Below are 23,999 nucleotides of genomic sequence, written 5' to 3'. Positions count from 1 at the left end.
GGTGCGCATGGAGTTCACACCAGAGCAACAGCAGGCCATCTGGGACGGTTGGCGAGAGGGCGAGTCCTTCCAACGAGTCGCTGACAGGGTTGGGCAACGCGCCCACGTCATCCAATACTTCCTCCGAAGTCACGGAGGCATCAGACCGAAGCCGTCTCAACGAGACCGCCGGCACCTCGCCCACGACGAGCGCGAAGAGATCTCGAGAGGAATCGCCGCTGGTTGGTCGCTACGCAAAATCGCAGCGGCCCTGAACCGTCCGCATTCCACCATCTCCAGAGAACTCACAAGGAACGGCGGGCGCCTGGCCTATCGCGCCGCTGCGGCCGAGCACGCCGCAGGGTATTCGAGTGAAACGACCGAAAGTCACCAGGCTCAGGGAAAAGCCCGCACTATTGCAGGTGGTCAGAGCGAAGCTGGAACTGGACTGGTCTCCAGAACAGATCTCTGCCTGGCTGAAGAAGGCCTACCCCGATGATCAGAGCATGCGGCTATCGCACGAGGCGATCTACCGGTCGATCTACTACGTCTATCGGCGTGAACTCGATCGAGGCACATCCCAGCATTTACGGTCTGGGCGCACCGTTCGTCGGCCGCGGCGACGCGTCCAACCATCGGGGCGTGGTCGCCTGAAGAACATGGTGCCCATCAGTGCCCGTCCCGCATCAGTCGAGAACCGTGTTGAAGTCGGGCACTGGGAGGGTGACCTTGTGATGGGGAAACGGCCTTCGGTGGTCGCGACTCTGGTGGAACGAAGTACCCGGTTCTTGAAGATCGTCCCGCTGCCGAACGGGTACAAGGCCGACGCTGTGAGGCTCGCGCTCACAGCTGCTCTGGGTGAGATTCCCGAGGAGGTGCGCCGGTCATTGACGTGGGACCGAGGTCGGGAAATGGCAGAGCATGCGCAGCTCTCCAAGGATCTGAGCATGGATGTTTACTTCTGCGCCCCGGGGAGTCCATGGCAACGGGGGTCGAACGAGAACACCAACCGGTTGCTGCGGCAATACCTCATCAAAGGATCTGATCTTCGACGCTTCACTCCTGACGAGCTCAACGAGATCGCCGGACGACTCAATGATCGACCTCGACATGTCCTGGATTGGTCCAGTTCGAACGACCTCATCAGGACTTGGCATGTCGATCAGGGTGCGTCCGCGCTAATCTCGAAGCCAAGGGCGGTGCACTGATCGGTTGAGCCCACCACAGATACTTGAGACAGGTCGAGAGGCGTTGAATCTCGACCCACGTGAAGCGGTTCTCCACAGTCACAGCCAGCAAGAAGGATGGCACTGTCGCAACGACCGCCACGATTCCACCGTGCGAGTCCGCGGAGAACCCATCACAGGGCGATGACGCTGAAACCCCTACTGTCCGCCCAAGATCGAAACTCGCGACCAGGACACCATTAGCGCGAAACCTCCCTCTATTGACTAACAATATGAATCGCCTGATACTCAATATATGTCTACTCTTTACTCGACCGCGCTACGAGCTGCTATAGGCCTTCTGCTGCTGGGAAGTCTCATCGTCCAGGTGGCGATCCCTGTCAACGCACGAAGTGCCGGAGAGGTGTTTCCTGAGATTGAACCGCTGACCATGTCCTACGCGATTCTCGCGATCGCCGCCATCGTGGGAGTCCAAGTCGGGTTGGTCGCTACGTGGCGCCTCGCATCGATGGTGTCGAAGGACCGGATCTTCGATAGGTCTGCGTTGAAATGGGTCAACGTCATCATCGTTGCGCTGATCGTCTCCACCGCATTGGCCGCATCGGTTTTCGTCCACCTGATATTCATTGTCCAGGTCGGCGGTCCTCCGGCGCTGCTCGGGCTGGGTGGCGCCGTGGCACTGGGAGTGTCACTCTTGTTGCTTCTCGCGGTCATGCGCGGCCTGTTGGCCCAGGCGATCGACTACCGCAGCGAACTGGCGGGGGTCGTCTGATGGCCATCAGGGTCGCCATCGATGTCATGCTCGCCGAACGCCAAATGTCAGTGGGCGAGTTGGCCGAGAAGGTCGGAATCACTCCTGCCAACATCTCGATATTGAAGAACAATCATGCTCGGGCCATCAGGTTCTCCACCCTGGAAGCACTCTGCGAAGCCCTCGACTGTGAACCTGGCGACCTGCTGCGCCGGGAGAACCACGAACCCACCACTAAAGAGGTACGGAAAGCACCTGCAATGAGAGCCAAGGACACCGGCAAAGGGTCTCCCGTGGATGAACCAGAGAACCCTTCCGCCGCTCGGCCGCAGAACTAGAAGAAGGGTCCACGCCTGACCAAGCCACAGTTTCTCGTCATCCGAATCACTCTCGGAGAGCTGGCTCTAGGGGCCCTTATCGCGCCATTCATCGTGGTCCCACGACTAACGTTGACGTCTCATCAACCTAAGGTTAATGAGACACGAATCCTCTTTGCCTCGTTACCCGTCGACTCAGATTGGTAAAAGGTGATGATACGCCCCTCCTGTCTGAAGGAGGCGGCGACCACCTTTTCTTCGAGTTCGGCCGCGGATGCGCGCGCAGCGTCGATGGAGGTGGTTCGAGCATGTGTCAGTGAGTACCGGTCAGGATGAGCTCCACTGCCTCGTGCGGCGCGTCCCATTGCGGGAAGTGTCCGCACCGGGGGAACCAGTGCAGGGTCGCATCGGGGAACGCCGCAACAGCGCGATGGGCCTGCCGCGGAACGGTGACGAGGTCTCGACGTCCCCACCCGATGGTGACGCGACCGGGAACCTTCCCGAGCGAAGCGCCCTGCTGCTTGGGCCCCTTCGTGAGCGCGTCCAGCGCTGCATCCGTCGCTGGAGCATCGGCCAACCCGAGCAGGTCGGGCAGCACCGTCTGCTGCGTCAGCGACCACGGGTGGGCTGAGAACTGCGCGAGCAGCGCGGTCCGACTGACGCGATTGCCCAACAGTGTCGGCAGGACGCCGCGCAAAGCACGGACCAGGGCGATCGAGGGTCGAAGTGTATAGCCAAAGACCGCCAGCTCGCGGTCGCTCCAGAAGCCCCCAGGGTCCAATGCCACGGTGTCACCACCGACTCCGCGTCTGGCGAGCTCAAGCACGATCCGTCCACCCATCGACTGCCCGGCAGTGGCCACACCGTCCAGGCCCTGCTCGCCGATGAATTGCGCCACCGAATCGGCAAGTGTGGCGATCGACACCTCGCCTGGTAGCGGCGGTGTCTGGCCGAATCCGGGTAGGTCGACCGCGATGATCTCACGGTGCTCGGCCAAGGCGTCGATGATCGGATCCCAGGAGTGCCAACCAGCCCCGAGGCCGTGCACCAGCAGTAGGGGGCTTCCGTTGCCTCTTCGGACATGGTGAAGACTCATCCGATCAGTGTACGGCGGGGTTCGGGGTCGAACCGTCTCAGCGACCGCTCCGCCTCCGGGGCCAGCCGTGCCAGGTCGCCAGAGCACCAGCGGCGAAGGAAGTCACGTGGTCTGGCGATGCCCTGAGAGCCGTCTCAGTTCCTTGGATGTGGGACGACTTCCACCCCCAGCCGTTCAACCCAGCAGGAACCGGCGCGTCTGTGTTCCAGAAGTTGCGCCCATTAAAGTGTCCTGCCTCGTCCGCGCTAATCTCGAAGCCAAGGGCGGTGCACTGATCGGTTGAGCCCACCCAGAAGAAGCAGTACCGGCCGCGCTCGAACAGGATGCCCAGCCCTGCACCGACGAGCAGCATCAGGGCGGCGTTGGAGCCACCGGCCCCCTCCCCCTCCGTGGCGGAGAGATACCAGGCCAGTCCCAGCAGCACCGCTGCGACTGCGACCGCGATCGTGGTGCGGACGGTGTCCGCACGGGTCCAGCCCAGCTCTCGGTCTGCTCTGACGTCGACGGTCATGAGGTTCCCTTCCTGCACAGGGGAACCGGGCCCACCGCGGCGGGCCCGGTTCCTGAGATGTTCCACGCTCAGATGTTCCACGCTCAGAGGTCACGTGGCAGAGGTCAGTCTCCGGACTGGCCCCAGAGTCCGGCGCGCTGCCCGGAGCTGTTCGCCACCGGCACCCCAACGCTGTTGCCCCATTCCGACCAGGAGCCGTCGTAGACCTCGACGTCTTCGCCGAGGATCTGGCTCAGCGCGTACCAGGTGTGGGAGGCGCACTCCCCGATCCGGCAGTAGGCGATGATCGGGTTCTGGAAGTCCACCCCGGCCGCTTCGTAGATGCTGCGGATCTCCTCGGCGGGGAGGAACTCTCCGGTCTCCTCGTCGACGATCTGGGTCCAGGTGACGTTCACGGAGCCGGGGATGTGTCCCCAGACCGCGGCGCCCTCGCCCTGGAAGATGTCGGGGTCCACGCCGACCTCGCCGTCGTGCTCCTCGGCCGAACGGATGTCGACCAGGTTGACGGCGGCCACGGCGTCGCCGTCGGCCTCGGTGTTCTGCTCCGCAACCTCGAGCACCTCAGGCTGGAAGGCGCGGATGTCGTGGTTCTGCGGACTGGCCTGGAAGTTCCCCGCCGGAACCGCGGGAACCTCTTCGACGAGTTTGCGCTCGTCATAGAGCTCCCATCTGTGCAGACCTCCGTCGAGCAGCACCACGTCTTCGACGCCGTAGAGGTTGAACACCCAGGAGGCGTAGGCGGCGAACCAGTTGTTGTTGTCCCCGTAGAGGACCACGGTCGAGTCCTCATTGATGCCCAGCGACTGGGCCAGCTCGGTGAACGCTTCGGCGGAGATGGACTCACGAGTGTTCGGCGCGGTGAACTCCTGAGACCATTCCACATACTGTGCCTGCGGGATGTGCGCCTCGGCGTATGGGGTGAGCTCGGAACTGGGCAGGTCCTCCGAGACGTCCAGCAGCACGATGTCCTGCTCGTGGAAGTCTCCCTCATCGAGGCGTTCAGCCAGCCAGTCGGTGCTGACCAGCGGCTCATCGGTGTGGACGTCGTCGAACCCGCGATTCTCCCCCGGAATGTCCACGGCCACGACCGTGGTGGCGGTCTCGCCGTCGCCGGTCTCGGCGGCCCCGGATGCGGTGGCCCCGGATGCGGTGGACGAGCCGCTTGCCGGGTCATCTCCCGTGGAGTTCGCCACCACGAAGCCAGCCGTCCCGGCCAGTGCCGTCGCGGCGACCACGGCGATCACGGTCTTGCCCGGGGATTTCTTCGGCGCCGGGGCCGCTGGCCCGGCAGTCGTCTCATCGGTGCTCATCGGTGCGCCTCTCGTAGTGGGACGAAGTGTGCTGAGCACCACTATGAGACATTATCTTCAACTATGTACAACTTTTCGTTCACATAGAGGCACATTCTTTGCGGGCGCCGTGGATGCGCCATGCCCAAGAACCCGCACCGATGCAGGAAAAGGAGGTCCGGACACAGCGAAGGCTCCGTCTCCGATGATCGTGATCATCGGAGACGGAGCCTTCGCCTCTGTTCGATACTCTGTGCGCGAGGGGGGACTTGAACCCCCACGCCCGTGAAGGCACTGGCACCTGAAGCCAGCGCGTCTACCTATTCCGCCACTCGCGCATACCTGCTGTTCAGGCTCTTTCGGGCCTGTCTCACAACCGGCGATCGCTCCCCGGCAGCGAGAAACATATTACCCATAATCTGGACCGGATGCCTAATCGCCGGGCTGCCGCAGGGACCCCCGGGCGGCTCACCTGGCTGCGCCCGCCCGGCGTTGCCAGCCGCGCCCCGCATCAACCCTAGTATTGGAGGGTTATGTCTGAGCCCAGAACAGCCCGCCGCGAGTCCTGGTCCCCCGAGGACCTCGCCTATCCCCCTGCGCTTCCGGTCAGCGGCGAGCGCGAACGCATCCTGAAGGCCCTCACCGACCACCAGGTCATCGTCGTCGCCGGGGAGACCGGCTCCGGCAAGACCACCCAGCTGCCGAAGATGGTCCTGGAGCTCGGGCTGCACAACCAGGGGATGATCGGCCACACTCAGCCGCGCCGCCTGGCCGCCCGCACCGTGGCCGAGCGGCTGGCCGAGGAGCTGGGCACCTCGGTGGGGCGCGACATCGGCTACCAGGTGAGGTTCAACGCCGAGGTCTCCGGGTCCACCGCAGTGAAGCTGATGACCGATGGCATCCTGCTCGCGGAGATCCAGCGCGACCCGAACCTGCAGCGCTACTCCGCCATCATCATCGACGAGGCCCACGAGCGAAGCCTCAACATCGACGTGATCCTGGGCTACCTGCGTCGACTGCTGCCCTCCCGGCCTGACCTCAAGGTGATCGTCACCTCGGCCACGATCGACCCGGAGCGCTTCGCCCGGCATTTCAGCCCGGACCCGGAGAACTGGACCCGGGAGACCTCCGACGTGCCCATCATCGAGGTCTCCGGACGCACCTATCCGGTGGAGATCCGATACCGCCCGGTGAACCCAGAGGCGGAGCTCGAGGACTTCGACGAGTCCGAGCATTTCGGTGAGACCGAGGACGGCGACTCGCGCATCCCCCAGCGCACACCCCAGCGCGGCTCGCAGCCAGGTGCCAAGGTCCCGGCCGCGGCCGATGAGGAGCGGGATCTCCTCGACGCGGTCAGCGACGCGGTGCTGGAACTCAGCGCCGAACCCGACGGCGACGTGCTGATCTTCTTCCCCGGGGAGCGCGAGATCCGCGACGCGGCGGAGGCGCTCACCGAGACCATCGCGGCGGACCGACGGCTGCGCGGCTCGGAGATACTCCCGCTCTTCGGCCGGCTCTCCATGGCGGAGCAGAAGCGGGTCTTCTCCCCCGGCGGCCGCCGCCGGATCGTGCTGGCCACCAATGTGGCGGAGACCTCCCTGACGGTGCCCGGGATCAAGTATGTGATCGACACCGGCACCGCCAGGATCTCGCGCTACTCCACCCGGACGAAGGTGCAGCGGCTGCCCATCGAAGCGATCTCTCAGGCCAGCGCCAATCAGCGCTCCGGCCGGTCCGGACGGACCAGCGACGGCATCGCCATCCGGCTGTACTCACAGGAGGACTTCGACTCCCGACCGGCCTTCACCGATCCCGAGATCCTGCGCACCTCCCTGGCCTCGGTGCTGCTGCAGATGTCCTCCATGGGCATCACGCGGACCCCCGAAGATCTGCTGGACTTCCCCTTCGTGCAGAAGCCCGACTCCAAGGCGGTCAACGACGCCGTCCGGCTGCTCACCGAGCTCGGCGCGCTGAGCCTCAGAGCCGACTCAGGATCCCAGGCGGGTGGCAGGAAGGGTCGCGGCACCAGCGCCGTGACCCCTGTGGGGCGGATGCTCTCCCAGCTGCCGGTGGACCCGCGGATGGCCCGGATGATGGTCGAGGCGGCCCGCCGGGACTGCCTGCCCGAGGTCACGGTGCTCACCGCGGCGCTCTCGATCCAGGATCCCCGGGAGCGTCCGGCCGAGAAGCGGGCGCAGGCCGATGAGCTCCACTCCCGGTTCAAGGATGAGAACTCCGACTTCTCCGCGCTGCTGAACCTCTGGCGCTACCTGCAGGACAAGCAGACCGAGCTCTCGGGCAACCAGTTCAGGAAGCTCTGTCACCGCGAACATCTGAACTACCTGCGCGTGCGGGAATGGCAGGAGCTGGTCAGCCAGCTCACCGAGATCGCCGATCAGGTGGAGTTCAGCGGAAAGGGCTCCGGCCGGCGTCATGCTTCCTCCGGGCGCCGGGGCAAGAAGCTGCCCGCGGTGGATCCTGCGGCTAAGCATGACCAGATCCACCAGTCGCTGCTCTCCGGGCTGCTCAGCCATGTGGGTCTCTACAATCCCCGCACCCGGGACTATCAGGGTGCCCGCGGGACCCGCTTCGCGGTGTTCCCGGGTTCGCACCTGTTCAAGAAGAACCACGACTGGGTGATGGCCAGCGAGCTGGTGGAGACCTCCCGGCTCTGGGCGCGCTCGGTGGCGAAGATCGACCCCGCGTGGGTGGAGGAGCTCGCCCCGCACCTGGTGAAGACCAGCCATTCGGAGCCGCGCTGGTCCGCCCGCCAGGGCGCCGTGGTGGCCACCGAGAAGGTCACCCTCTTCGGGGTCCCGGTGATCGCTGACCGGCAGGTGCTCTACTCCAAGGTCGACCCCGAATACAGCCGCGAGCTGTTCATCCAGCGTGCCCTGGTCGACGGGGACTGGTCCACCCGGCACCACTTCGACCGGCGCAACCGGGAGCGCTTCGCCGAGCTCGACGAGCTCGAGAACCGCACTCGCCGCAAGGACCTGCGCGCCTCGGATGAGGAGCTGTTCAACTTCTTCGACGCGCGGATCCCGGAGAACATCGTCTCGCAGCGGCACTTCGACTCCTGGTGGAAGAACCAGCGCATCACAACCCCTGAGCTGCTGGACCTCACCGACGTCGAGCTCATGGCGCAGGCGGCCGACGAGCTGGACATCGACTCCTACCCGGAGCACTTCGATCACGACGGGCTGGCGCTCGAGCTGCAGTACGAGTTCAACCCCACCCGATACACCGCCGAGTCCGGCTCCTCCCCCAGCGCGGCGGCCGACGGCGTCACGGTGCGGGTCCCTGTGGTGTTCCTGAACCAGCTCCAGCCCGAGCGCTTCGACTGGCTGATCCCCGGGCTGCGCACCGAGCTGATCACCGCGCTGATCCGCAACATGCCCAAACCGGTGCGGAAGAACTTCGTCCCCGCCCCCGACGTCGCCGCGAAGGCCCGCGCCGGGCTGGAGCAGGACTTCACCCCGGGCGTGGACTCGCTGACCGGCTCGCTGGCCGCGGTGCTGCGCCAGCTCAAGGGACATGTGGTCGATCCGGAGGTCTTCGACACCAGCGCGCTGCCCGAGCACCTGCGGTTCACCTTCGCGGTGATCAGTGAGCGCGGCCGGGTCCTGGACAGCGGCTTCGATCTGCGTGAGCTCCAGATCCGGTTCTCCGGGGAGAACCGCGAGGCCATCGGGCGCAGCCTCTCGGAGGAGCAGACCGCCGACGGCCGGCAGCCAGCACCGCAGCCGGGTCGCCCCGGCGCTGCATCGCAGGCTCAGTCCAGGTCTTCGGTTCCGTCCGGGTCTTCGGCTCCGTCCGGCGCCGCCGCGCAGACCCGTAACGGTCGCGGCAAGAAGCCGCAGAAGCCCGCAGCCTCTGTCCCGGCGGGCAGGCAGCAGCAGACCTCGTGGACCTTCGGGGATCTGCCCCAGGAGATCACCACGGTGGTCTCCGGGCGCCAGATCATCGGCTATCCCGCCCTGGCTCCGGCCGGCAGCGTCGGCAACGGTGCCGGGGCCGACTCTGCGAAGCAGACCGCCCAGGGCGTCTCCTACACGATCCAGGACTCCGCCGCCGAGCAGGCCCGGGTCCACCGGACCGGCGTCGTCGCGCTGCTGCGCGAGGTGCTCCCCTCCCCGCAGCGCTATGTGCTGGATCATCTGAGCAACCGGGAGCGGCTGGCGTTCAGCCAGTCGCCGCACGGCACCGTGGAATCGCTGGTCTCCGATGCGACGACGGCGGCGCTGGCTCACCTGGTGCCCGTGCAGCTGCCCTACCGCGAGGCGGAGTTCGAGGTGATCGCCCGGAACTGCCGGGCCGAGCTGATCGAGACGGTGCTGCGGCTCACCGATGTGCTCGCGCAGGTCCTGAGCCTCTCCACAGAGCTCGGCTCACGCCTGGAGCGGGTCAGCTCCCCGGCGCTGAAGGCCGCGCGAAGCGATATGACCGCCCAGCTCCAGCAGCTGGTCCACCCCGGCTTCGTCACCGCCACCGGCCAGGCGCAGCTGCAGCATATGCCGCGCTACCTGCAGGCGATGAAGACCCGGCTGGATCGGCTGGAGTCAGGACAGGGGCTGACCCGGGACGCCCAAGACATGGCGGCGGTCCAGGAGCTGGAGGATGAGTACGACGCCGCGCTGGAGGCAGTCCCGGCGCAGCTGCCGGTGCCCGCGGAGCTCGCGCAGGTGAAATGGATGCTCGAGGAGTTTCGGGTGAACCTCTTCGCCCAGCAGCTGGGCACCGCGCAGACGGTCTCGGTCAAGCGTATCCGCCGCGCGATCAAGACTTCGCGCCCCTGAGCTTCTGAGCCGCTGGACGTCCTGGCCGCTGGACTTCTTGGCCGCTGGGCCGGTGGGTCAGTCCTTCTCGGCGGGGACGTGCTCGGCGTCGCCCATCAGGCGCAGCGCCACCCGCAGCTTCTCGGCGGACTCGTCCATCCGGGACTGGTCCGGGTCGTCGTCGGCATGGGCGAAGCTGTGATCGGACATCGAGTTCGACGGCCAGACATGCAGATGCAGGTGCGGCACCTCGAAGCCGGCGATGCTCAGCCCGGCCCGCTGGGAGCCGAAGGCCTCGACCTGGGCCTTGCCGATCCGGTGCGCCACCTGGAACAGGTGCGCCATCAGAGAGCCCTCTGCATCGGTCCACTTGTCCACCTCCTGCCGCGGCACCACCAGTGTGTGCCCGTAGGCCATCGGGGCGATGGACAGGAACCCGACGCAGGTCTCGTCCTGCCAGACGAAGCGGCCCGGGATCTCACCTGCAATGATCTTGCTGAAGACTGTGCTCATGCATCTACTCTAAGCCTGACTGCTAGTCTGGAGCGAGCATGAACGAGAGAACCTCCACCCCTCCGGCACGCGGCAGATCCACGCGACAGAAACGTGCCGTATGGGCCGCCCTGCACTCCCTCGACGATTTCGTTAGCGCCCAGGATCTGCACAAGATCCTCGACGGTCGCGGCGAGAAGGTCTCCCTGGCCACGGTGTACCGGGTGCTGCAGTCACATCAGGAAGAGGGACTCGTCGACGTGCTGCGCCCCGACGACGGTGAGGCGATCTTCCGGCTCTGTGAGCGCGAGGAGCACCACCATCACCTGGTGTGCCGCTCCTGCGGCCTCACCGTTGAGTTCGAGGCCCCCGTCATCGAGGACTGGGCGACCACGCTCGCGCAGGAGCACCACTTCACCGATGTCCGGCACACGCTGGAGATCTTCGGGCTCTGCGCCAGCTGCGCCGCCATCGCCCGCAGCTGAGGCTCAGGCGGTCAGCGGCCAGCCGGTCAGCACGGCTGCGGCTTGGCGTCGGCGGTTGCGACCGCCGCGGCCGACGAGCACACAGACCACGTAGATCATGAAGGAGATCGTGGTGATGTAGGGGCTGATCGGCACCGTGCCGGTGATCGCGAGCATGATCCCGCCCACCGAGGAGATCAGCGCGAAGAGCATCGAGAGCAGCACTGCCAGATACGGACGCACCGTGACCTTCAGCGCTGCCGCCGCCGGCACCACCAGCAGCGCGAGCACCAGCAGCGCCCCGACCACCTGGACCGACATCGCCACCGCGACGCCGAGCAGCACCATGAACACCATGGAGAGCAGGTTGACCCGGACCCCGCGGGCCCGGGCCAGCTGCGGGTCCACCGAGGCGAACATCAGTGGGCGCCAGATCAGCAGCAGCACGATGCTGATCACCACGGCGCCGGTCACCAGGGTCTGCGTCTGGATGTCGTCCACGCCGACGATCTGCCCGGTGAGCAGCCCGAACTTGTTCGCACTGCGCCCCTGGTAGAGCGAGAGGAAGAGGATGCCGAGTCCGAGTCCGAAGGGCATCAGCACCCCGGTCACGGCGGAGGTGTCTCGGTCCTTCAGGCTGAGCACCCCGATCAGCACCGAGGCTGCGACGGCGCCCAGCGCTGAACCGGCGACGACGTCGACTCCGATGAGCAGCGCCAGGGCCGCTCCGGCGAAGGAGATCTCGGCGATGCCGTGGACCACCAGAGCGGTCCGGCGGAGCATGATGAAGACCCCGATCAGGCCGCCCATCAGGCCGAGCACACCGGCGGTGATCACCGAGTTCCGGACCAGGGAGAACAGCTCCCAATAGCCTTCGGTGGTGAATGAGCCGGTCAGCGTCTCCATCATGGCAGCGCCAGCTCCTCGGGGTGGTGGTGGCATCCCTCGTCATGGGCGGACATGACCAGAAGCCGTCCCTTGTGCTCGATGACGTCCACCGAGGAGCCGTACAGCTCGGAGAGCACCTCGGAGCGCATCACCTCGGCGGTGGTGCCGATCCGGTATTGTCCGCGGGCGAAGTAGAGCACCCGGTCGACGTGTTCGATCACCGGGTTGATCTCGTGGGTCACGAAGACCACCGCGGAGCCGCGCTCCACGGCCTGGCGTCGGATGAGTTCGGTGACGGCCTGCTGATGGTGCAGATCCAGCGAGTGCAGCGGCTCGTCGCAGAGCAGCACGGCGGGGTTCGAGGCCAGCGCCTGGGCGGCGCGCAGTCGCTGCTGCTCCCCGCCGGAGAGCAGGCCCACCGGCATGTCCGCATAGGCGGTGGCGCCCACTGCCTCGAGCAGCTCATCGACGCGGCGGCGCAGCGCGCGGGGGTGCAGTCGGATGCCGAATCGGTGCCCGTCCAGACCCAGCGCGACCATGTCGCGGGCGCGCAGCGGGGTCTCTTCGGGCATGGTCTGCTGCTGCGGGATGTAGCCGACCCGGCTGCTGCCGCGGCGCACCGGGGCACCGGCGATCTCTGCCGATCCGGAGGTGAGTCTGGTCAGTCCCAGCAGGACCTTCAGGAACGTCGACTTCCCGGCCCCGTTGGGCCCCAGCACGGCGAGGAACTCACCCGGAGCCAGATCAAGGTCCAGACCCTCCCAGAGGGTGCGGCCGCTGAACCCGACGCTCGCGTCGCGCAGCGTCACCAGCGGGTCAGCCACGCGACTCCTCGACCAGAGTCTCGACGGCGGTGATGTTGGCGTCCATCCACTCCAGGTAGGAGTCGTGCTCGTCGCCGATGGTCTCGTTGAAGTCCAGGACGGCGACGCCGGCGTCCTCGGCGGCCTCTCGGATCTGCGCGGACTGGTTGGTCTCGGTCTGCGGGTTATAGGAGAGCAGATCGATCTCCTGATCGGCGGCGGCGCTCAGCGCCTGCTGGTAGAGCCGGGCCGAGACGTCGTCACCGTGTTCGATCGCGGCGAGGAACTGCGGGTCGGTGGCGTCTTCGAAGCCGGCGTCGGTGAGCAGGAACTGCGAGACGGCCTCGGTGGCGAGGAAGCTCATCCCGTCGGCGTTGATGGCCCGGTTCCGCTGATCCATGGCGTCGATCTCCTCGGCGAGGGCGGCGGCGTTGTCCTGGTAGAGCTCGGCGTTCTCCGGGGAGATCTCGGCCATGTGCTCATGGAAGCCCCGGGCGAAGTCGCTCATCGCGGCGAGGTCATACCAGATGTGCTCGTTGACGAAATCGTCGGAGTGGCCGTGTCCCTCGTGCGCATCCTCAGCCTGGTCGTCCTCGGCGTGGTCGTCCTCAGCCTGGTCGTCGTCGTGGTCGTCCTCAGCACGGTCGTCGTCGTGCTCGTCGTCAGCGTGGTCGTCCGCGGCGTCTTCCCCTTCGTCCTCCTCGGCGTGGGCATTCTCGCCCTCGATGAGCTGATAGACCGCGTCCTCCTTGCCTGAGGTGGCGGCCAGACGGGTGAGGAAGGGGTCATACCCGCCGCCGTTGGCGAGGATCACGTCGGCGCCGTCCACGGTCAACCGATCCTGCGGGGTGGCCTCGTAGGAGTGCGGGTCCGCCGCGGCGTTGTCCACCAGCGCGGTGACCTCGGCGGTGTCGCCGAGGATCTGCTGGGCCAGGTCGGCGTAGACGTCGGTGGAGGTGACCACGCTCAGCGTCTCGCCCTGGTCTGCCGCGGCGCCACCGTCCTCGTCGGGCGAGCCCGCCGAGCCGGTGCAGGCGCTGAGCAACAGGGTCGTGGCGCCCAGCAGGGCGGCGGAGGGAAGCAGACGTGGCGCGGGCATGGATCGTACTTTCGTCGTGGGGAGGCGCTGCCGGGGCGTGAGCAGCTGAGACCAGCGTACGGCCAGACTTTGTTGAGAACAAATCTCAACTAGGCCGTGGTGCGCCGCGTCTCCCTCTGTCGCTCAGCTCTCCTCTGCGCTCAGCTCTCCTCTGCGCTCACCGTGTGCCGTCGGCGGGAGTCCCAGGACTGGGTGGCGTCGTGGATCTCGCCGACGAGCACCTCCAGCACGTCTTCGAGGAACAGGATGCCGCGGGTGACGCCCTCGGCGTCGATCACGCGGGCCAGGTGGGATCCGGTGCGCTGCATCTGCGCCAGGCACTCCTCGATCTCGTCGGTGAGGCCCATGTTGCCCAGGGAGCGCACCACGGTCACCGGGATGGGCTCCCCGGAGGCGGAGGCGGGCAGGCTCATCACGTCCTTGAGGTGCACGTAGCCGGTGTAGACGTCCTGATCATCTGTGCTGACGAAGCGGGAGAACCCGGTGCGTCCCACGGCCTTCTCCACCTTGCGCGGGGTGACGTCGGCCGGCAGCGTGATCACCTCTTCGACCGGGATCATCACCTCGGCGGCGGTGTAGTCGCTGAACTCCATGGCACCGGCGATGATCCCGGCGTCGTCGCGCACCGTGCCGCCGCGCTTGGACTCGGCCACGATCGATTCCATCTCCTCCAGGGTGAAGGTGGAGACCACCTCGTCGCGCGGGGTGATCCCGAAGGCGCGCAGCACCAGGTTCGCGGTGAGATTCAGCACCCAGATCAGCGGCATCAGGATCCGGTAGAGGAAGACCAGCGGCGGGGCCAGCAGCAGGACCGCGCGGTCCGCCACGGAGACGGCGGCGTTCTTGGGCACCATCTCGCCGATGGTCACGTGCAGGAAGGAGACCAGCGCCAGGGCGATGATGAAGGCGATCACGCTGGCGGCGGTGTAGCTCAGCCCGAACGAGGTCAGCGGCTCGGTCAGCAGGTGATGGATCGCAGGCTCGGAGACCATCAGGATCAGGAGCGAACACACCGTGATGCCCAGCTGGGCGATGGCGAGCATCTGCGAGACGTGTTCCATCGCGTAGAGCGCGGTCTTGGCGCGGGCGGACCCGGCCTCGGCCTTCGGCTCGATCTGGCTCCGCCGGGCGCTCATCACCGCGAACTCGCCGCCGACGAAGAAGGCGTTGGCGCCGAGCAGGATCACCAGCCAGAGGATGCCCATCAGGTCGGGGTTCATCGTCGTTCACCCCTTTCGCGGGCATGACGGACATGGTCCGCGCGGTCCTCGGCCAGCTTCTCGGCCCGGGCGGCGGCGTGCTGCAGCGCGGCGTCGCGGGCCCGTGGGTCAGGGGTGAAGCAGAGCCGGTCGATCCGGCGACCGTCGACCCCGACGACGGCGAGCCTGCCGCCGTCGACCTCGACGGCGTCTCCCAGTCCGGCCACCCGGCCCAGGGTGAGCAGCATGAAGCCGGCCACCGTCTCATAGGCGGGATGTTCGGGGATGGCGAGCTCCAGGATCTGGGCGTTGATCTCGTCGGGGCGCAGCAGCCCGGGGAAGAACCAGTCGCCGGAGGCGCTCTGCAGCACTCCGGGAGCGATCCGGTCGTGTTCATCGGCGACCTCGCCCACGATCTCCTCGATCAGGTCCTCCAGGGTGACCACACCGGAGGTGCCGCCGTATTCGTCCTCCACGATGGCCACCTGCAGCGAGGCCTCACGCAGCACCGGCAGCAGCGCATCGAGGTGGATGGTCTCGGGCACCCGGGTGATCTCTGACATCACGGTGGCGGCGACCAGGCCTTGGCGCTTCTCGCGGGGCACGGCCACAGCCTTCTTCACGTGGGTCACCCCGCGGACGTCGTCGACGCTGTCTCCCAGGACCGGGAAGCGGGAGAACCCGGTCTGCCGGGCCAGATCGATGAGGGCTTCCAGGGAGGCGTCGGCGTCGACGCTGGCCATCCGCGGGCGCGGGGTCATCACGTCGGCGGCGGTCTGGTCGGAGAAGCGCAGCGTGCGGTCCAGGAAGGTGGCGGTGCCCTCGTCGAGGGTGCCCAGCATCGCGGAGCGGCGCACCATGGAGGAGAGCTCCTCCGGGGTGCGAGCCCCTGAGAGCTCCTCTTTGACCTCCAGGCCGAAGCGGTGCAGGACCTTGTTGGAGAAGCCGTTGAGCACCTTGATCAGCGGGCGGAAGACGGCGGTGAAGACCAGCTGCGGCTTCGCCAGCACCCGGGCCACCCCGTAGGCCTCGGCGATCGCGAGGTTCTTCGGGACCAGCTCGCCGATGATCATGGTGACCATGGTCGCGATGATCAGCGCCACGGTCAGCGAGACCGCGGAGAGCGCCTGCTCGGGCACGCCCAGGGCTTCGAGCGGGGCTGCCAGCAGCGCGCCCAGCGCCGGTTCGGCCACATAGCCGGTGAGCAGGGTGGTCAGGGTGATGCCCAGCTGACAGGAGGAGAGCTGGGTGGAGAGCGACTTCAGGCACCGCATCACCGCCGGAGCAGACTTGTCTCCGCGATCGATCGCGTGCTGGACGGTGGGCTGGTCCAGAGCGACCAGCGAGAATTCGACGGCGACGAAGAACCCGGTGCCCAGGATCAGCAGGAACCCCAGGCCGAGCAGAAGCAGTTCCACTTAGCGCAGCCACCCCCGGCCGAGGCGCTGCGCCTCGGGCGTGTGGATCAGGGGGTGGGCGTGGATCAGGTGCGGGCCGCGGCCAGGTTGTCGATGCTCCATGAGATCTCAGAGCCTACCGCCTGGATCACCAGGAACCGGAAAGCGGCTTGCCCTCCTCATATCCGGCTGCGGACTGGACTCCGGCGACGGCGCGCTGGCGGAACTCGTGCAGCGAGGTGGCTCCGGCATAGGTCATCGCGGACCTCACCCCGGCCGTGATGGAGTCCAGCAGGTCTTCGACTCCGGGCTTCGCCGGGTCCAGGTACATCTGCGAGGTTGAGATGCCCTCTTCGAAGATCGACTTCCGGGCCCGTGCGAAGGCGCTCTCCGTGGCGGTGCGGTTCTGCACGGCTCGCGAGGAGGCCATCCCGAAGCTCTCCTTATAGCGCCGTCCGTCGATCCCGGTGAGCATGTCGCCGGGCGACTCATAGGTCCCGGCGAACCAGGATCCGACCATCACCTGGGAGGCCCCGGCGGCCAGGGCCAGGGCGATGTCGCGCGGGTAGCGCACTCCCCCGTCGGCCCAGACATGCTTGCCCATCTCGCGGGCGGCCGCGGCGCATTCGAGCACCGCGGAGAACTGCGGGCGGCCCACCGCGGTCATCATCCGGGTGGTGCACATCGCACCCGGTCCGACTCCGACCTTGGCGATGTCCGCGCCGCCCTCGATGAGCTCGCGCACGCCGTCGGCGGTGACCACGTTGCCGGCCACGATCGGGACCTGCAGTCCGGAGGCCTCCACGGTCGCGCGCACCTCGGTGAGCGCCTCGAACATCTTCTGCTGGTGCCCGTGAGCGGTGTCGACCACCAGCACATCGACCCCGGCGCCGAGCAGCGCCTCGGTCTTGCCGGCGACGTCGCCGTTGATGCCCACCGCCGCGGCGACCTTCAGCCGGGACTTCGCGTCGAGGTTGGGCCGGTAGAGCGTCGAGCGCAGCGCCCCGCGCGGGGTCAGCGCCCCGGCGAGAGTGCCGTCGGAGGTGGTCACCGGGGCGTACTCGGCGCCGGCGGCGTCCATCGCGATGAAGGCCTGTTCCAGGCCGGCGTCGGTGAGCACCTCCTCGGCGGTGAAGCGCAGCGGAGGAATCCGCATCACCGACGCCACGGAGGAGAAGCGGTCCACTCCGAGCCCGTCGTTGGCGGTGACCACGCCGGCCAGGCGCAGGTCCTCGTCGACCACGCAGACGGCGTCGTGGTTGCGCTTGTCCAGCAGGTGCAGCACATCGAGCATGGTGTCTGTGGGATGGACCTTCAGAGCGGTCTCCAGCACCGGATGACAGGACTTGACCCAGTCGGTCACCTGCCGGATGACCTCGAGCGGGACATCCTGGGGCAGGACCCCGAGTCCACCGCGGCGCGCCATGGTCTCCACCATGCGACGCCCCGTGACGGCGGTCATGTTCGCGGCCACCACTGGAATGGTGGAGCCCGTGGGATCCTCGGCGGAGAGGTCGACGCTCATCCGTGACTGGGTGTGGGATCGCGAAGGGACCAGAAAGACGTCGGAGTAGGTCAGATCGGTGATCGGCTCGTTCAGGAATCTCACGGGGATCCGCGCCCTTCGTAGTGCTGGTGACGATGCTCGCCGCCGGTTCAGCTCAGCGGCGCAGGCGCTGAGGCAGCGGCCCCTGACACGATACCGTGGCCGGTGGCGGCACGGTGCACAAAGTCACTATGCTTGGACGAGGTGAAGATCCACGTGCACGAAGCTGTGCCGGATAACTACACAACACAATGGAAGAGGCGTATCCACAGTGCCAGAGCTAACGTCCAGCCGTCTTGCCGAGGAATTCCCGGGGAACGAATGGTTGGTCGCCGACATATACGACAAGTTCAAGGACGATCCGGATTCGGTGGATCGGAAGTGGGCTGAGATCTTCCGCCAGCTCGAGGGCGACGGTGATTCCCGTCCGTCCGGCACCTCCTCCGCCCCTGCGCCGACGGCGGCCACCCCCGCCGAGCCGAAGAGCAGCTCCAGCTCCGGCAAGGCTGCCGGGTCTGACAGCAACGGTGCCGCGAAGGCCAGCACCGCCTCAGGTGAGAAGTCGTCCGCCAAGTCTCCGGCGAAGCCTGCCGTGGACTCCAAACCCAGCGCGGACAACCAGCGCGAGTCCACCGCTGAGACCACTCCGGCCACCGCGAAGCCCGCCGAGCCCGAGAAGTCGCAGAAGCCGGCCGGCGAGAAGGGCCCCTCGGTCAGCAAGCCGGTGGCCCCGCGGACCCCGACGACGAAGAAGTCCGAAGGCTCCTCCAGCACTCCCATCCCTTCCGAGCCCTCTGCCGCCAAGGCCGAGTCGGCGACGAAGGAGGAGAAGGAGGACAAGGTGATGCCGCTGAAGGGCATCTCCAAGGCCATCGCGGCGAACATGGATGCCTCGCTGACCGTGCCCACCGCCACCACGGTGCGCGCGGTGCCGGCGAAGCTGCTCATCGACAACCGCACCGTGATCAACAATCACCTCAGGCGCACCCGCGGCGGCAAGGTCTCCTTCACCCATGTGATCGGCTATGCCCTGCTCAAGGCGCTGCGCAAGCACCCGTCGATGAACGTCACCTATGACGTGCAGGACAACAAGCCGGTGGCTGTTCACCCGGCCCATGTGAACTTCGGGCTGGCCATCGACATGCCCCGCCCCGACGGCACCCGTGCGCTGGTGGTGCCGAACATGAAGGCCGCCGAGGAGATGAGCTTCACCGAGTTCTGGGCCGCCTACGACGACGTCGTCAAGCGCGCCCGGGACAACAAGCTCACCCCCGGGGACTACGCCGGGACCACCGTCTCGCTGACCAACCCCGGCGGCATCGGCACCGTGCACTCGGTGCCTCGGCTCTCCAAGGGCCAGGCCGTGATCGTGGGCGTGGGCGCGCTGGAGTACCCCGCCGAGTTCCAGGGCGCCTCGGAGAAGACGCTGAACAACCTCGCTGTCTCCAAGGTCATCACGCTGACCTCCACCTATGACCACCGCGTCATCCAGGGCGCCGGGTCCGGTGAGTTCCTCAAGACCATCCACCAGTACCTGCTCGGCAAGGAGGGCTTCTACGAGGAGATCTTCGAAGCCCTGCGGATCCCGTATGAGCCCATCGCATGGTCCGCCGACATCCAGGTCAACCCTGAGGACCAGATCAACAAGGTCGCCAGGATCCAGCAGCTCATCCACTCCTACCGGGTCCGCGGTCACCTGATGGCCTCGGTGGACCCGCTGGAGTACCAGATGCGCAGCCACCCGGACCTCGACATCGAGTCTCACGGGCTGACCCTGTGGGACCTCGACCGCGAATGGCCCACGGGCGGCTTCGGCGGCAATTCCATGCTGCCGCTGCGCAACATCCTGGGCGTGCTGCGTGACACCTATTGCCGCAGCACCGGCGTGGAATACATGCACATCCAGTCCCCCGAGGAACGCCAGTGGTTCCAGGACGAGATCGAGCATCCCTACGAGAAGCCCACCCGGGATGAGCAGTTCCGGATCCTGGGCCGGCTCAATGCGGCCGAGGCGTTCGAGACCTTCCTGCAGACCAAGTTCGTCGGGCAGAAGCGCTTCTCGCTCGAGGGCGGCGAATCGCTGATCCCGCTGCTGGACACGATCCTCTCCGAGGCGGCCGATGAGGGCCTCGACGAGGTCGCGATCGGCATGGCTCACCGCGGACGCATCAACGTGCTCACCAACATCGCCGGCAAGACCCACGCACAGGTCTTCCGCGAGTTCGAGGGCCGCGAGGCCGGCACCGGCTCGGGCGACGTGAAGTACCACCTGGGCACCCGGGGCTCCTTCACCTCGGACCGCGGCAACTCCACCAGCGTCTACCTGGCCGCGAACCCCTCACACCTGGAGGCGGTCAACCCCGTGCTCGAAGGTGTGGTGCGCGCCAAGCAGGACCGGATCAACCAGGGCGCGGATGCGCTGAACTCATTCTCGGTGATGCCGCTGCTGGTCCACGGCGATGCGGCATTCGCCGGCCAGGGCGTGGTCGCGGAGACGCTGAACATGTCCCAGCTGCGCGGCTACCGCACCGGCGGCACCGTGCACGTGGTCGTGAACAACCAGGTGGGCTTCACCACCGCCCCCTCGGCGGCTCGGTCCATGACCTACTCCACCGATATGGCCAAGGCCATCCAGGCGCCGATCTTCCACGTCAACGCCGATGACCCGGAGTCGGTGGCCCGCGTGGCCCAGCTGTCCTTCCGCTACCGCCAGCGGTTCAACAAGGACGTCGTGATCGATCTGGTCTGCTACCGCCGACGCGGTCACAACGAGGGTGACGATCCCTCGATGACCCAGCCCAAGATGTACAACCTGGTGGAGGCCAAGCGCACCACGCGTCGGCTCTACACCGAGGCGCTGGTCGGACGTGGCGACATCACCCAGGAAGAGGCCGACCAGGCGCTGCGGGACTTCCGCCAGCGGCTGGAGCGGGTCTTCACCGAGACCCACGCCGCCCAGACCCAGCCGATCTCCACGGCTGATCCCGACGCCTCCGGCACCCGGGGCATGGCCCCGACCGCCTCCGAGGACGAGACCAGCACCCCGGACCGTGAAGGCGATGACACCAAGATCAGTGAGGACTCCCTCGCGCACATCGGCGAGGTCCACACCAACATCCCGGAGAGCTTCACCCCGCACCCGAAGCTGAAGTCGCTGCTGGAGAAGCGGGCCAAGATGGCCCGCGAAGGCGGCATCGACTGGGGCTTCGCGGAGATCGCGGCCTTCGGCTCGCTGCTCATGGAGGGCACCGAGGTCCGTCTGGCAGGTCAGGACTCGCGCCGCGGCACCTTCGTGCAGCGCCACGCGGTCTTCCACGACCGGGTCAACGGCGACGAGTGGTACCCGCTGAAGAACCTGACCGAGGATCAGGCACGGTTCTTCATCTATGACTCGCTGCTCTCCGAATACGGCGCACTGGGCTTCGAGTACGGCTACTCCGTGGAGAACCCGAATGCGCTGGTGCTCTGGGAGGCTCAGTTCGGCGACTTCGTCAACGGCGCCCAGATCATCATCGACGAGTTCATCGCCACCGCCCAGCAGAAGTGGGGCCAGAACTCCTCGGTGGTCATGCTGCTTCCGCACGGCTATGAGGGCCAGGGACCGGACCATTCGTCAGGCCGTCCCGAGCGTTTCCTGCAGCTCTGCGCCGAGGACAACATGACCGTGGTGCTGCCCTCTTCGGGTGCGAACTACTTCCACCTGCTCCGCCGTCAAGCGGTGGCGCGTCCGCGCCGTCCGCTGATCGTCTTCTCACCGAAGCAGCTGCTCCGCCTGAAGGCTGCGGCGAACTCGGTGGAGGACTTCACCACGGGCACCTTCCAGGAGGTGATCCCGGACCGGGAAGTGGACGCCGCGAAGGTCAAGCGCGTCCTGATCGTCTCAGGCCGGCTCTACTACGACCTCGTCGCCACCCGGAACAAGCACAAGGACGAGGCCACCGCCATCGTGCGGCTCGAGCAGCTCTACCCGATGCCGGTGGAGGAGCTGCAGGCCGAGCTGGACCGCTACTCCTCGGCAGAGGAGGTCGTCTACGCCCAGGACGAGCCGGTCAACCAGGGTCCATGGCCGTTCCTCGGCATGAACCTGCGTCCGCTGCTGAAGCAGGAGCTCAAGCTGGTCTCGCGCGCTGAGTCTGCCGCCACCTCGGTGGGGCAGGCCAAGCGTCACGCCAAGGAGCTGGAGGGCCTGCTCAGCAAGGCCTTCCCGCACCTGGACCTGTGAACCGGATGGAACACTCCACTCAGGATCTCAGAGCCGCAGCCTCCGGTCACCGGCGCCACGTGCGCATCGTCGCCCTTGGCGACGAGCTGCTCAGCGGCGTCGGTGACCCCCGGGCGCTGGGGTGGTTCGGTCGGGTGATCTCCAAGACTCCGATCGAGGGACTCACCCTGGAGAGCTACGCCCTGGCCATGCCCGGTGAGGGCACCGAGGCGCTCTCCGAGCGGTGGCAGGACGAGGCCGTCGCCCGGTTCTCCGGCGCCACGACGGACGGCGGCACACCCGAGCGTCATCTGGTCATCGCGCTGAACGACACGGACCTCTACAGCGCCACCTCCTCCGCCCGATCCCGGCTGAACCTGGCCAATATCCTGGACCGGGCCTCCCAGGAGGGCATCCGGTGCCTGGTGCTCGGGCCGGTCCCGACCCTGGATGCGGAGCGCAACCAGCGGATCTCCGAGCTCAACGCGGCCTACCGGGACGTGGCCTCACGGCGCTCACATGTCTATGTGGACGCCTACACGCCCCTGGTCAGCCACGAACAGTGGCGCAGCGACCTCGCGGCCAACGGCGGACTCCCCGGCCAGGCAGGCTATGGTCTGATCGCCTGGCTGGTGCTGCACCGCGGGTGGTATCCGTGGTTAGGGCTCCAAGAGCCCGTGGCCTAGAATTACCCCAGCCGACGAAAGGAGTTCATCATGAGCAAGCGTGGACGCAAGCGCAGCGCACGTCGCAAGAAGAACGCCAACCACGGCAAGCGCCCCAACTCCTGATCTCAGTGGTCCAAGGCCCTTGCTGCGGCTGACGCGTTTCGAAGCGGCAGCGCAGAACACAGAACCCCCTGCAGAGAATCTCTGCAGGGGGTTCTGTCGTGCTCAGGGCTTGAAGCGAGCCCGAGGTTCAGGGCTGGTGCCGGCTCAGGACTGGTCGTCGTCCTGCTGGTGTCCTGCCTCGACGCGGATCTGACTGATCCGCTCCAGGATCGTGACCTTCAGCGTCTCCGGTGCGCGCTCGGCGCAGGAGCGGCGGACCACGGTGCGGATGATGCACTCCAGGTCGTAGTCGTCGGCGCACTCCGGGCAGGCATGCAGGTGGGCCTCGACCTCATCGATGTCCTCCCGGCTCAGCGCACCGTCGGCGTACTCATAGATGCGCTCCATGCGGGTCTGCTTCTCGGTGCAGTCACCGTCTCTGCAGTTCTCATCAAGCCATTTCCCGGGGCTGACCTCGGTGGCCTGGCTGCGATCTTGGTCGTTCATGGTTTGGCCTCCTGCTTCTTGAAGCCACGTTCGCGGGCATAGTCTTTCAGGAGTTCGCGCAGCAGCTTCCGGCCGCGGTGCAGTCGCGACATCACCGTGCCGATCGGGATGTTCATGATCTCGGCGACCTCTTTATAGGCGAATCCCTCGACATCGGAGAAGTAGACCGCCAGGCGGAACTCCTCGGGGATCTGCTGCAGCGCGTCCTTGACGTCGGAGTCAGGCAGATGATCCAGCGCTTCTGCCTCAGCCGAGCGCAGCCCCGAAGAGGTGTGCTCTGCGGCCTGGGCCATCTGCCAGTCCTCCACGGTGTCCGTGTTGGCCTGCAGGGGCTGGCGCTGCTTCTTCCGGTAGATGTTGATGTAGGTGTTGGTCAGGATCCGGTAGAGCCAGGCTTTGAGATTCGTGCCGGGCTTGTACTGGTGGAATGCGGAGTACGCCTTGGTATAGGCCTCCTGCACGAGGTCTTCAGCGTCCTGCGGATTGCGCGTCATCCGCATGGCAGCTGAGTAGAGCTGGTCCACGTACTGGAGAGCCTCGCTCTCAAAACGCACGCGACGCTGCTGTTCGGTCTCTTCGGCGACGACGACGCTGCTTGAATCAGCGTCGGTGCCGGTGGCTGCGGGCTTTTCCATCACCTCTGAGTCTACTCGCACAGCGCACACCGGTCGTCGGGCGTCAGGTGTGGGGGCGCGGACGCGCTTCGGGGTGAGAGTCGGCGTGGT

General features: G+C 66.6%; 20 protein-coding genes, 1 tRNA gene and 1 pseudogene. 9 read left to right on the top strand and 13 right to left on the bottom strand.

What is annotated here, in order from left to right; translation table 11 throughout:
- Positions 1-7 precede the first annotated feature (7 nt).
- From LTH96_RS13175 to LTH96_RS13170, 4 genes and pseudogenes are all read left to right on the top strand, one after another.
- Positions 8-283 (top strand): annotated as a pseudogene (locus LTH96_RS13175) (helix-turn-helix domain-containing protein); the annotation flags it as partial.
- A 67-nt stretch (positions 284-350) separates the two neighbouring features.
- Positions 351-1,187 (top strand): IS30 family transposase, encoded by an 837-nt coding sequence (locus LTH96_RS03260; protein WP_241464309.1) that lies wholly within the window; start codon positions 351-353, stop codon positions 1,185-1,187.
- A gap of 274 nt (positions 1,188-1,461) precedes the next feature.
- On the top strand, positions 1,462-1,938 hold the full coding sequence (locus LTH96_RS03255) for a DUF2975 domain-containing protein (protein WP_241464308.1): 477 nt from the start codon (positions 1,462-1,464) through the stop codon (positions 1,936-1,938).
- The gene (locus LTH96_RS13170; RefSeq protein WP_370644365.1) at positions 1,938-2,255 is read left to right on the top strand and encodes a helix-turn-helix domain-containing protein; all 318 of its coding nucleotides are present in this window, start codon (positions 1,938-1,940) and stop codon (positions 2,253-2,255) included. The genes LTH96_RS03255 and LTH96_RS13170 overlap by 1 nt, the downstream gene beginning before the upstream one ends.
- 292 nt (positions 2,256-2,547) lie before the next feature.
- Here LTH96_RS13170 and LTH96_RS03245 read toward each other — a convergent pair whose 3' ends face one another.
- The 4 genes from LTH96_RS03245 to LTH96_RS03230 all read right to left on the bottom strand — a co-directional run bounded on the left by LTH96_RS03245 (position 2,548) and on the right by LTH96_RS03230 (position 5,468).
- Positions 2,548-3,330 carry an alpha/beta fold hydrolase gene (locus tag LTH96_RS03245; RefSeq protein ID WP_241464307.1) on the bottom strand — a complete coding sequence of 261 codons (783 nt, stop codon included), beginning with the start codon at positions 3,328-3,330 and terminating at the stop codon, positions 2,548-2,550.
- Positions 3,331-3,367: 37 nt separating this feature from the next.
- Positions 3,368-3,841, bottom strand: coding sequence for a hypothetical protein (locus tag LTH96_RS03240; protein ID WP_241464306.1), 474 nt, complete (start codon positions 3,839-3,841; stop codon positions 3,368-3,370).
- A 104-nt stretch (positions 3,842-3,945) separates the two neighbouring features.
- On the bottom strand, positions 3,946-5,151 hold the full coding sequence (locus LTH96_RS03235; protein ID WP_241464305.1) for a sulfurtransferase: 1,206 nt from the start codon (positions 5,149-5,151) through the stop codon (positions 3,946-3,948).
- Positions 5,152-5,384: 233 nt separating this feature from the next.
- Positions 5,385-5,468: transfer RNA gene (locus tag LTH96_RS03230), tRNA-Leu, on the bottom strand.
- Positions 5,469-5,663: 195 nt separating this feature from the next.
- On the opposite strand from LTH96_RS03230, the gene hrpA reads away from it, so the two are divergent.
- On the top strand, positions 5,664-9,929 hold the full coding sequence (hrpA, locus tag LTH96_RS03225) for an ATP-dependent RNA helicase HrpA (RefSeq protein WP_241464304.1): 4,266 nt from the start codon (positions 5,664-5,666) through the stop codon (positions 9,927-9,929).
- A 57-nt stretch (positions 9,930-9,986) separates the two neighbouring features.
- Here hrpA and LTH96_RS03220 read toward each other — a convergent pair whose 3' ends face one another.
- Positions 9,987-10,421 carry an HIT family protein gene (locus tag LTH96_RS03220; RefSeq protein WP_241464303.1) on the bottom strand — a complete coding sequence of 145 codons (435 nt, stop codon included), beginning with the start codon at positions 10,419-10,421 and terminating at the stop codon, positions 9,987-9,989.
- Between the two features lie 38 nt (positions 10,422-10,459).
- Here LTH96_RS03220 and LTH96_RS03215 point away from each other — a divergent pair, with 38 nt between their 5' ends.
- Entirely contained in the window at positions 10,460-10,885 is a 426-nt protein-coding gene (locus LTH96_RS03215) for a Fur family transcriptional regulator (protein ID WP_241464302.1), read from the top strand.
- A gap of 3 nt (positions 10,886-10,888) precedes the next feature.
- On the opposite strand, the gene LTH96_RS03210 is transcribed toward LTH96_RS03215, so the two are convergent.
- The 6 genes from LTH96_RS03210 to LTH96_RS03185 all read right to left on the bottom strand — a co-directional run bounded on the left by LTH96_RS03210 (position 10,889) and on the right by LTH96_RS03185 (position 17,859).
- Positions 10,889-11,770: a metal ABC transporter permease gene (locus LTH96_RS03210; protein ID WP_370644380.1), complete on the bottom strand. Its 882-nt coding sequence runs from the start codon at positions 11,768-11,770 to the stop codon at positions 10,889-10,891.
- Positions 11,770-12,576, bottom strand: a complete 807-nt coding sequence (locus LTH96_RS03205; protein ID WP_241464300.1) for an ABC transporter ATP-binding protein — start codon at positions 12,574-12,576, stop codon at positions 11,770-11,772. Before LTH96_RS03205 ends, LTH96_RS03210 begins: the two co-directional genes overlap by 1 nt.
- A complete protein-coding gene (locus tag LTH96_RS03200) occupies positions 12,569-13,654 on the bottom strand; it encodes a metal ABC transporter solute-binding protein, Zn/Mn family (RefSeq protein ID WP_241464299.1) in 1,086 nt (361 codons plus the stop codon). The genes LTH96_RS03205 and LTH96_RS03200 overlap by 8 nt, the downstream gene beginning before the upstream one ends.
- Before the next feature lie 140 nt (positions 13,655-13,794).
- Positions 13,795-14,874 (bottom strand): hemolysin family protein, encoded by a 1,080-nt coding sequence (locus LTH96_RS03195; protein ID WP_241464298.1) that lies wholly within the window; start codon positions 14,872-14,874, stop codon positions 13,795-13,797.
- Positions 14,871-16,271, bottom strand: coding sequence for a hemolysin family protein (locus tag LTH96_RS03190; RefSeq protein ID WP_241464297.1), 1,401 nt, complete (start codon positions 16,269-16,271; stop codon positions 14,871-14,873). The genes LTH96_RS03195 and LTH96_RS03190 overlap by 4 nt, the downstream gene beginning before the upstream one ends.
- Positions 16,272-16,398: 127 nt before the next feature.
- Complete coding sequence (locus LTH96_RS03185) at positions 16,399-17,859, bottom strand: GuaB1 family IMP dehydrogenase-related protein (protein WP_241464296.1); 1,461 nt, start codon at positions 17,857-17,859, stop codon at positions 16,399-16,401.
- 262 nt (positions 17,860-18,121) lie between these two features.
- On the opposite strand from LTH96_RS03185, the gene LTH96_RS03180 reads away from it, so the two are divergent.
- Genes LTH96_RS03180 through LTH96_RS13165 form a run of 3 tightly spaced genes read left to right on the top strand, consistent with a single transcriptional unit; the run spans position 18,122 to position 22,788 of the window.
- Positions 18,122-22,018, top strand: coding sequence for a multifunctional oxoglutarate decarboxylase/oxoglutarate dehydrogenase thiamine pyrophosphate-binding subunit/dihydrolipoyllysine-residue succinyltransferase subunit (locus LTH96_RS03180; protein ID WP_241464295.1), 3,897 nt, complete (start codon positions 18,122-18,124; stop codon positions 22,016-22,018).
- Between the two features lie 5 nt (positions 22,019-22,023).
- Positions 22,024-22,683 (top strand): GDSL-type esterase/lipase family protein, encoded by a 660-nt coding sequence (locus tag LTH96_RS03175; protein WP_241464294.1) that lies wholly within the window; start codon positions 22,024-22,026, stop codon positions 22,681-22,683.
- A 30-nt stretch (positions 22,684-22,713) separates the two neighbouring features.
- Positions 22,714-22,788, top strand: coding sequence for a 50S ribosomal protein bL37 (locus tag LTH96_RS13165; RefSeq protein ID WP_369699669.1), 75 nt, complete (start codon positions 22,714-22,716; stop codon positions 22,786-22,788).
- Between the two features lie 144 nt (positions 22,789-22,932).
- On the opposite strand, the gene rsrA is transcribed toward LTH96_RS13165, so the two are convergent.
- Both rsrA and LTH96_RS03165 read right to left on the bottom strand, forming a co-directional pair.
- Positions 22,933-23,274 carry a mycothiol system anti-sigma-R factor gene (gene rsrA / locus LTH96_RS03170; RefSeq protein WP_241464293.1) on the bottom strand — a complete coding sequence of 114 codons (342 nt, stop codon included), beginning with the start codon at positions 23,272-23,274 and terminating at the stop codon, positions 22,933-22,935.
- Positions 23,271-23,909, bottom strand: coding sequence for a sigma-70 family RNA polymerase sigma factor (locus LTH96_RS03165; RefSeq protein WP_241464292.1), 639 nt, complete (start codon positions 23,907-23,909; stop codon positions 23,271-23,273). The genes rsrA and LTH96_RS03165 overlap by 4 nt, the downstream gene beginning before the upstream one ends.
- Between the last annotated feature and the right edge of the window lie 90 nt (positions 23,910-23,999).

The sequence above is a fragment of the Nesterenkonia sp. LB17 genome, from assembly GCF_022565915.1.
Classification (GTDB): Bacteria; Actinomycetota; Actinomycetes; order Actinomycetales; family Micrococcaceae; genus Nesterenkonia.
The sequence above is the reverse complement of the archived record's forward strand: the minus strand, read 5'-3'. Positions and strand labels throughout refer to the sequence as shown.

Coding starts and splice junctions, on each gene's coding strand:
- LTH96_RS03255 (WP_241464308.1), top strand. CDS start 1,462: ATGTCTACTCTTTACTCGACCGCGCTACGAGCTGCTATAGGCCTTCTG.
- LTH96_RS13170 (WP_370644365.1), top strand. CDS start 1,938: ATGGCCATCAGGGTCGCCATCGATGTCATGCTCGCCGAACGCCAAATG.
- LTH96_RS03245 (WP_241464307.1), bottom strand. CDS start 3,330: ATGAGTCTTCACCATGTCCGAAGAGGCAACGGAAGCCCCCTACTGCTG.
- LTH96_RS03240 (WP_241464306.1), bottom strand. CDS start 3,841: ATGACCGTCGACGTCAGAGCAGACCGAGAGCTGGGCTGGACCCGTGCG.
- LTH96_RS03235 (WP_241464305.1), bottom strand. CDS start 5,151: ATGAGCACCGATGAGACGACTGCCGGGCCAGCGGCCCCGGCGCCGAAG.
- hrpA (WP_241464304.1), top strand. CDS start 5,664: ATGTCTGAGCCCAGAACAGCCCGCCGCGAGTCCTGGTCCCCCGAGGAC.
- LTH96_RS03220 (WP_241464303.1), bottom strand. CDS start 10,421: ATGAGCACAGTCTTCAGCAAGATCATTGCAGGTGAGATCCCGGGCCGC.
- LTH96_RS03215 (WP_241464302.1), top strand. CDS start 10,460: ATGAACGAGAGAACCTCCACCCCTCCGGCACGCGGCAGATCCACGCGA.
- LTH96_RS03210 (WP_370644380.1), bottom strand. CDS start 11,770: ATGGAGACGCTGACCGGCTCATTCACCACCGAAGGCTATTGGGAGCTG.
- LTH96_RS03200 (WP_241464299.1), bottom strand. CDS start 13,654: ATGCCCGCGCCACGTCTGCTTCCCTCCGCCGCCCTGCTGGGCGCCACG.
- LTH96_RS03195 (WP_241464298.1), bottom strand. CDS start 14,874: ATGAACCCCGACCTGATGGGCATCCTCTGGCTGGTGATCCTGCTCGGC.
- LTH96_RS03175 (WP_241464294.1), top strand. CDS start 22,024: ATGGAACACTCCACTCAGGATCTCAGAGCCGCAGCCTCCGGTCACCGG.
- rsrA (WP_241464293.1), bottom strand. CDS start 23,274: ATGAACGACCAAGATCGCAGCCAGGCCACCGAGGTCAGCCCCGGGAAA.
- LTH96_RS03165 (WP_241464292.1), bottom strand. CDS start 23,909: ATGGAAAAGCCCGCAGCCACCGGCACCGACGCTGATTCAAGCAGCGTC.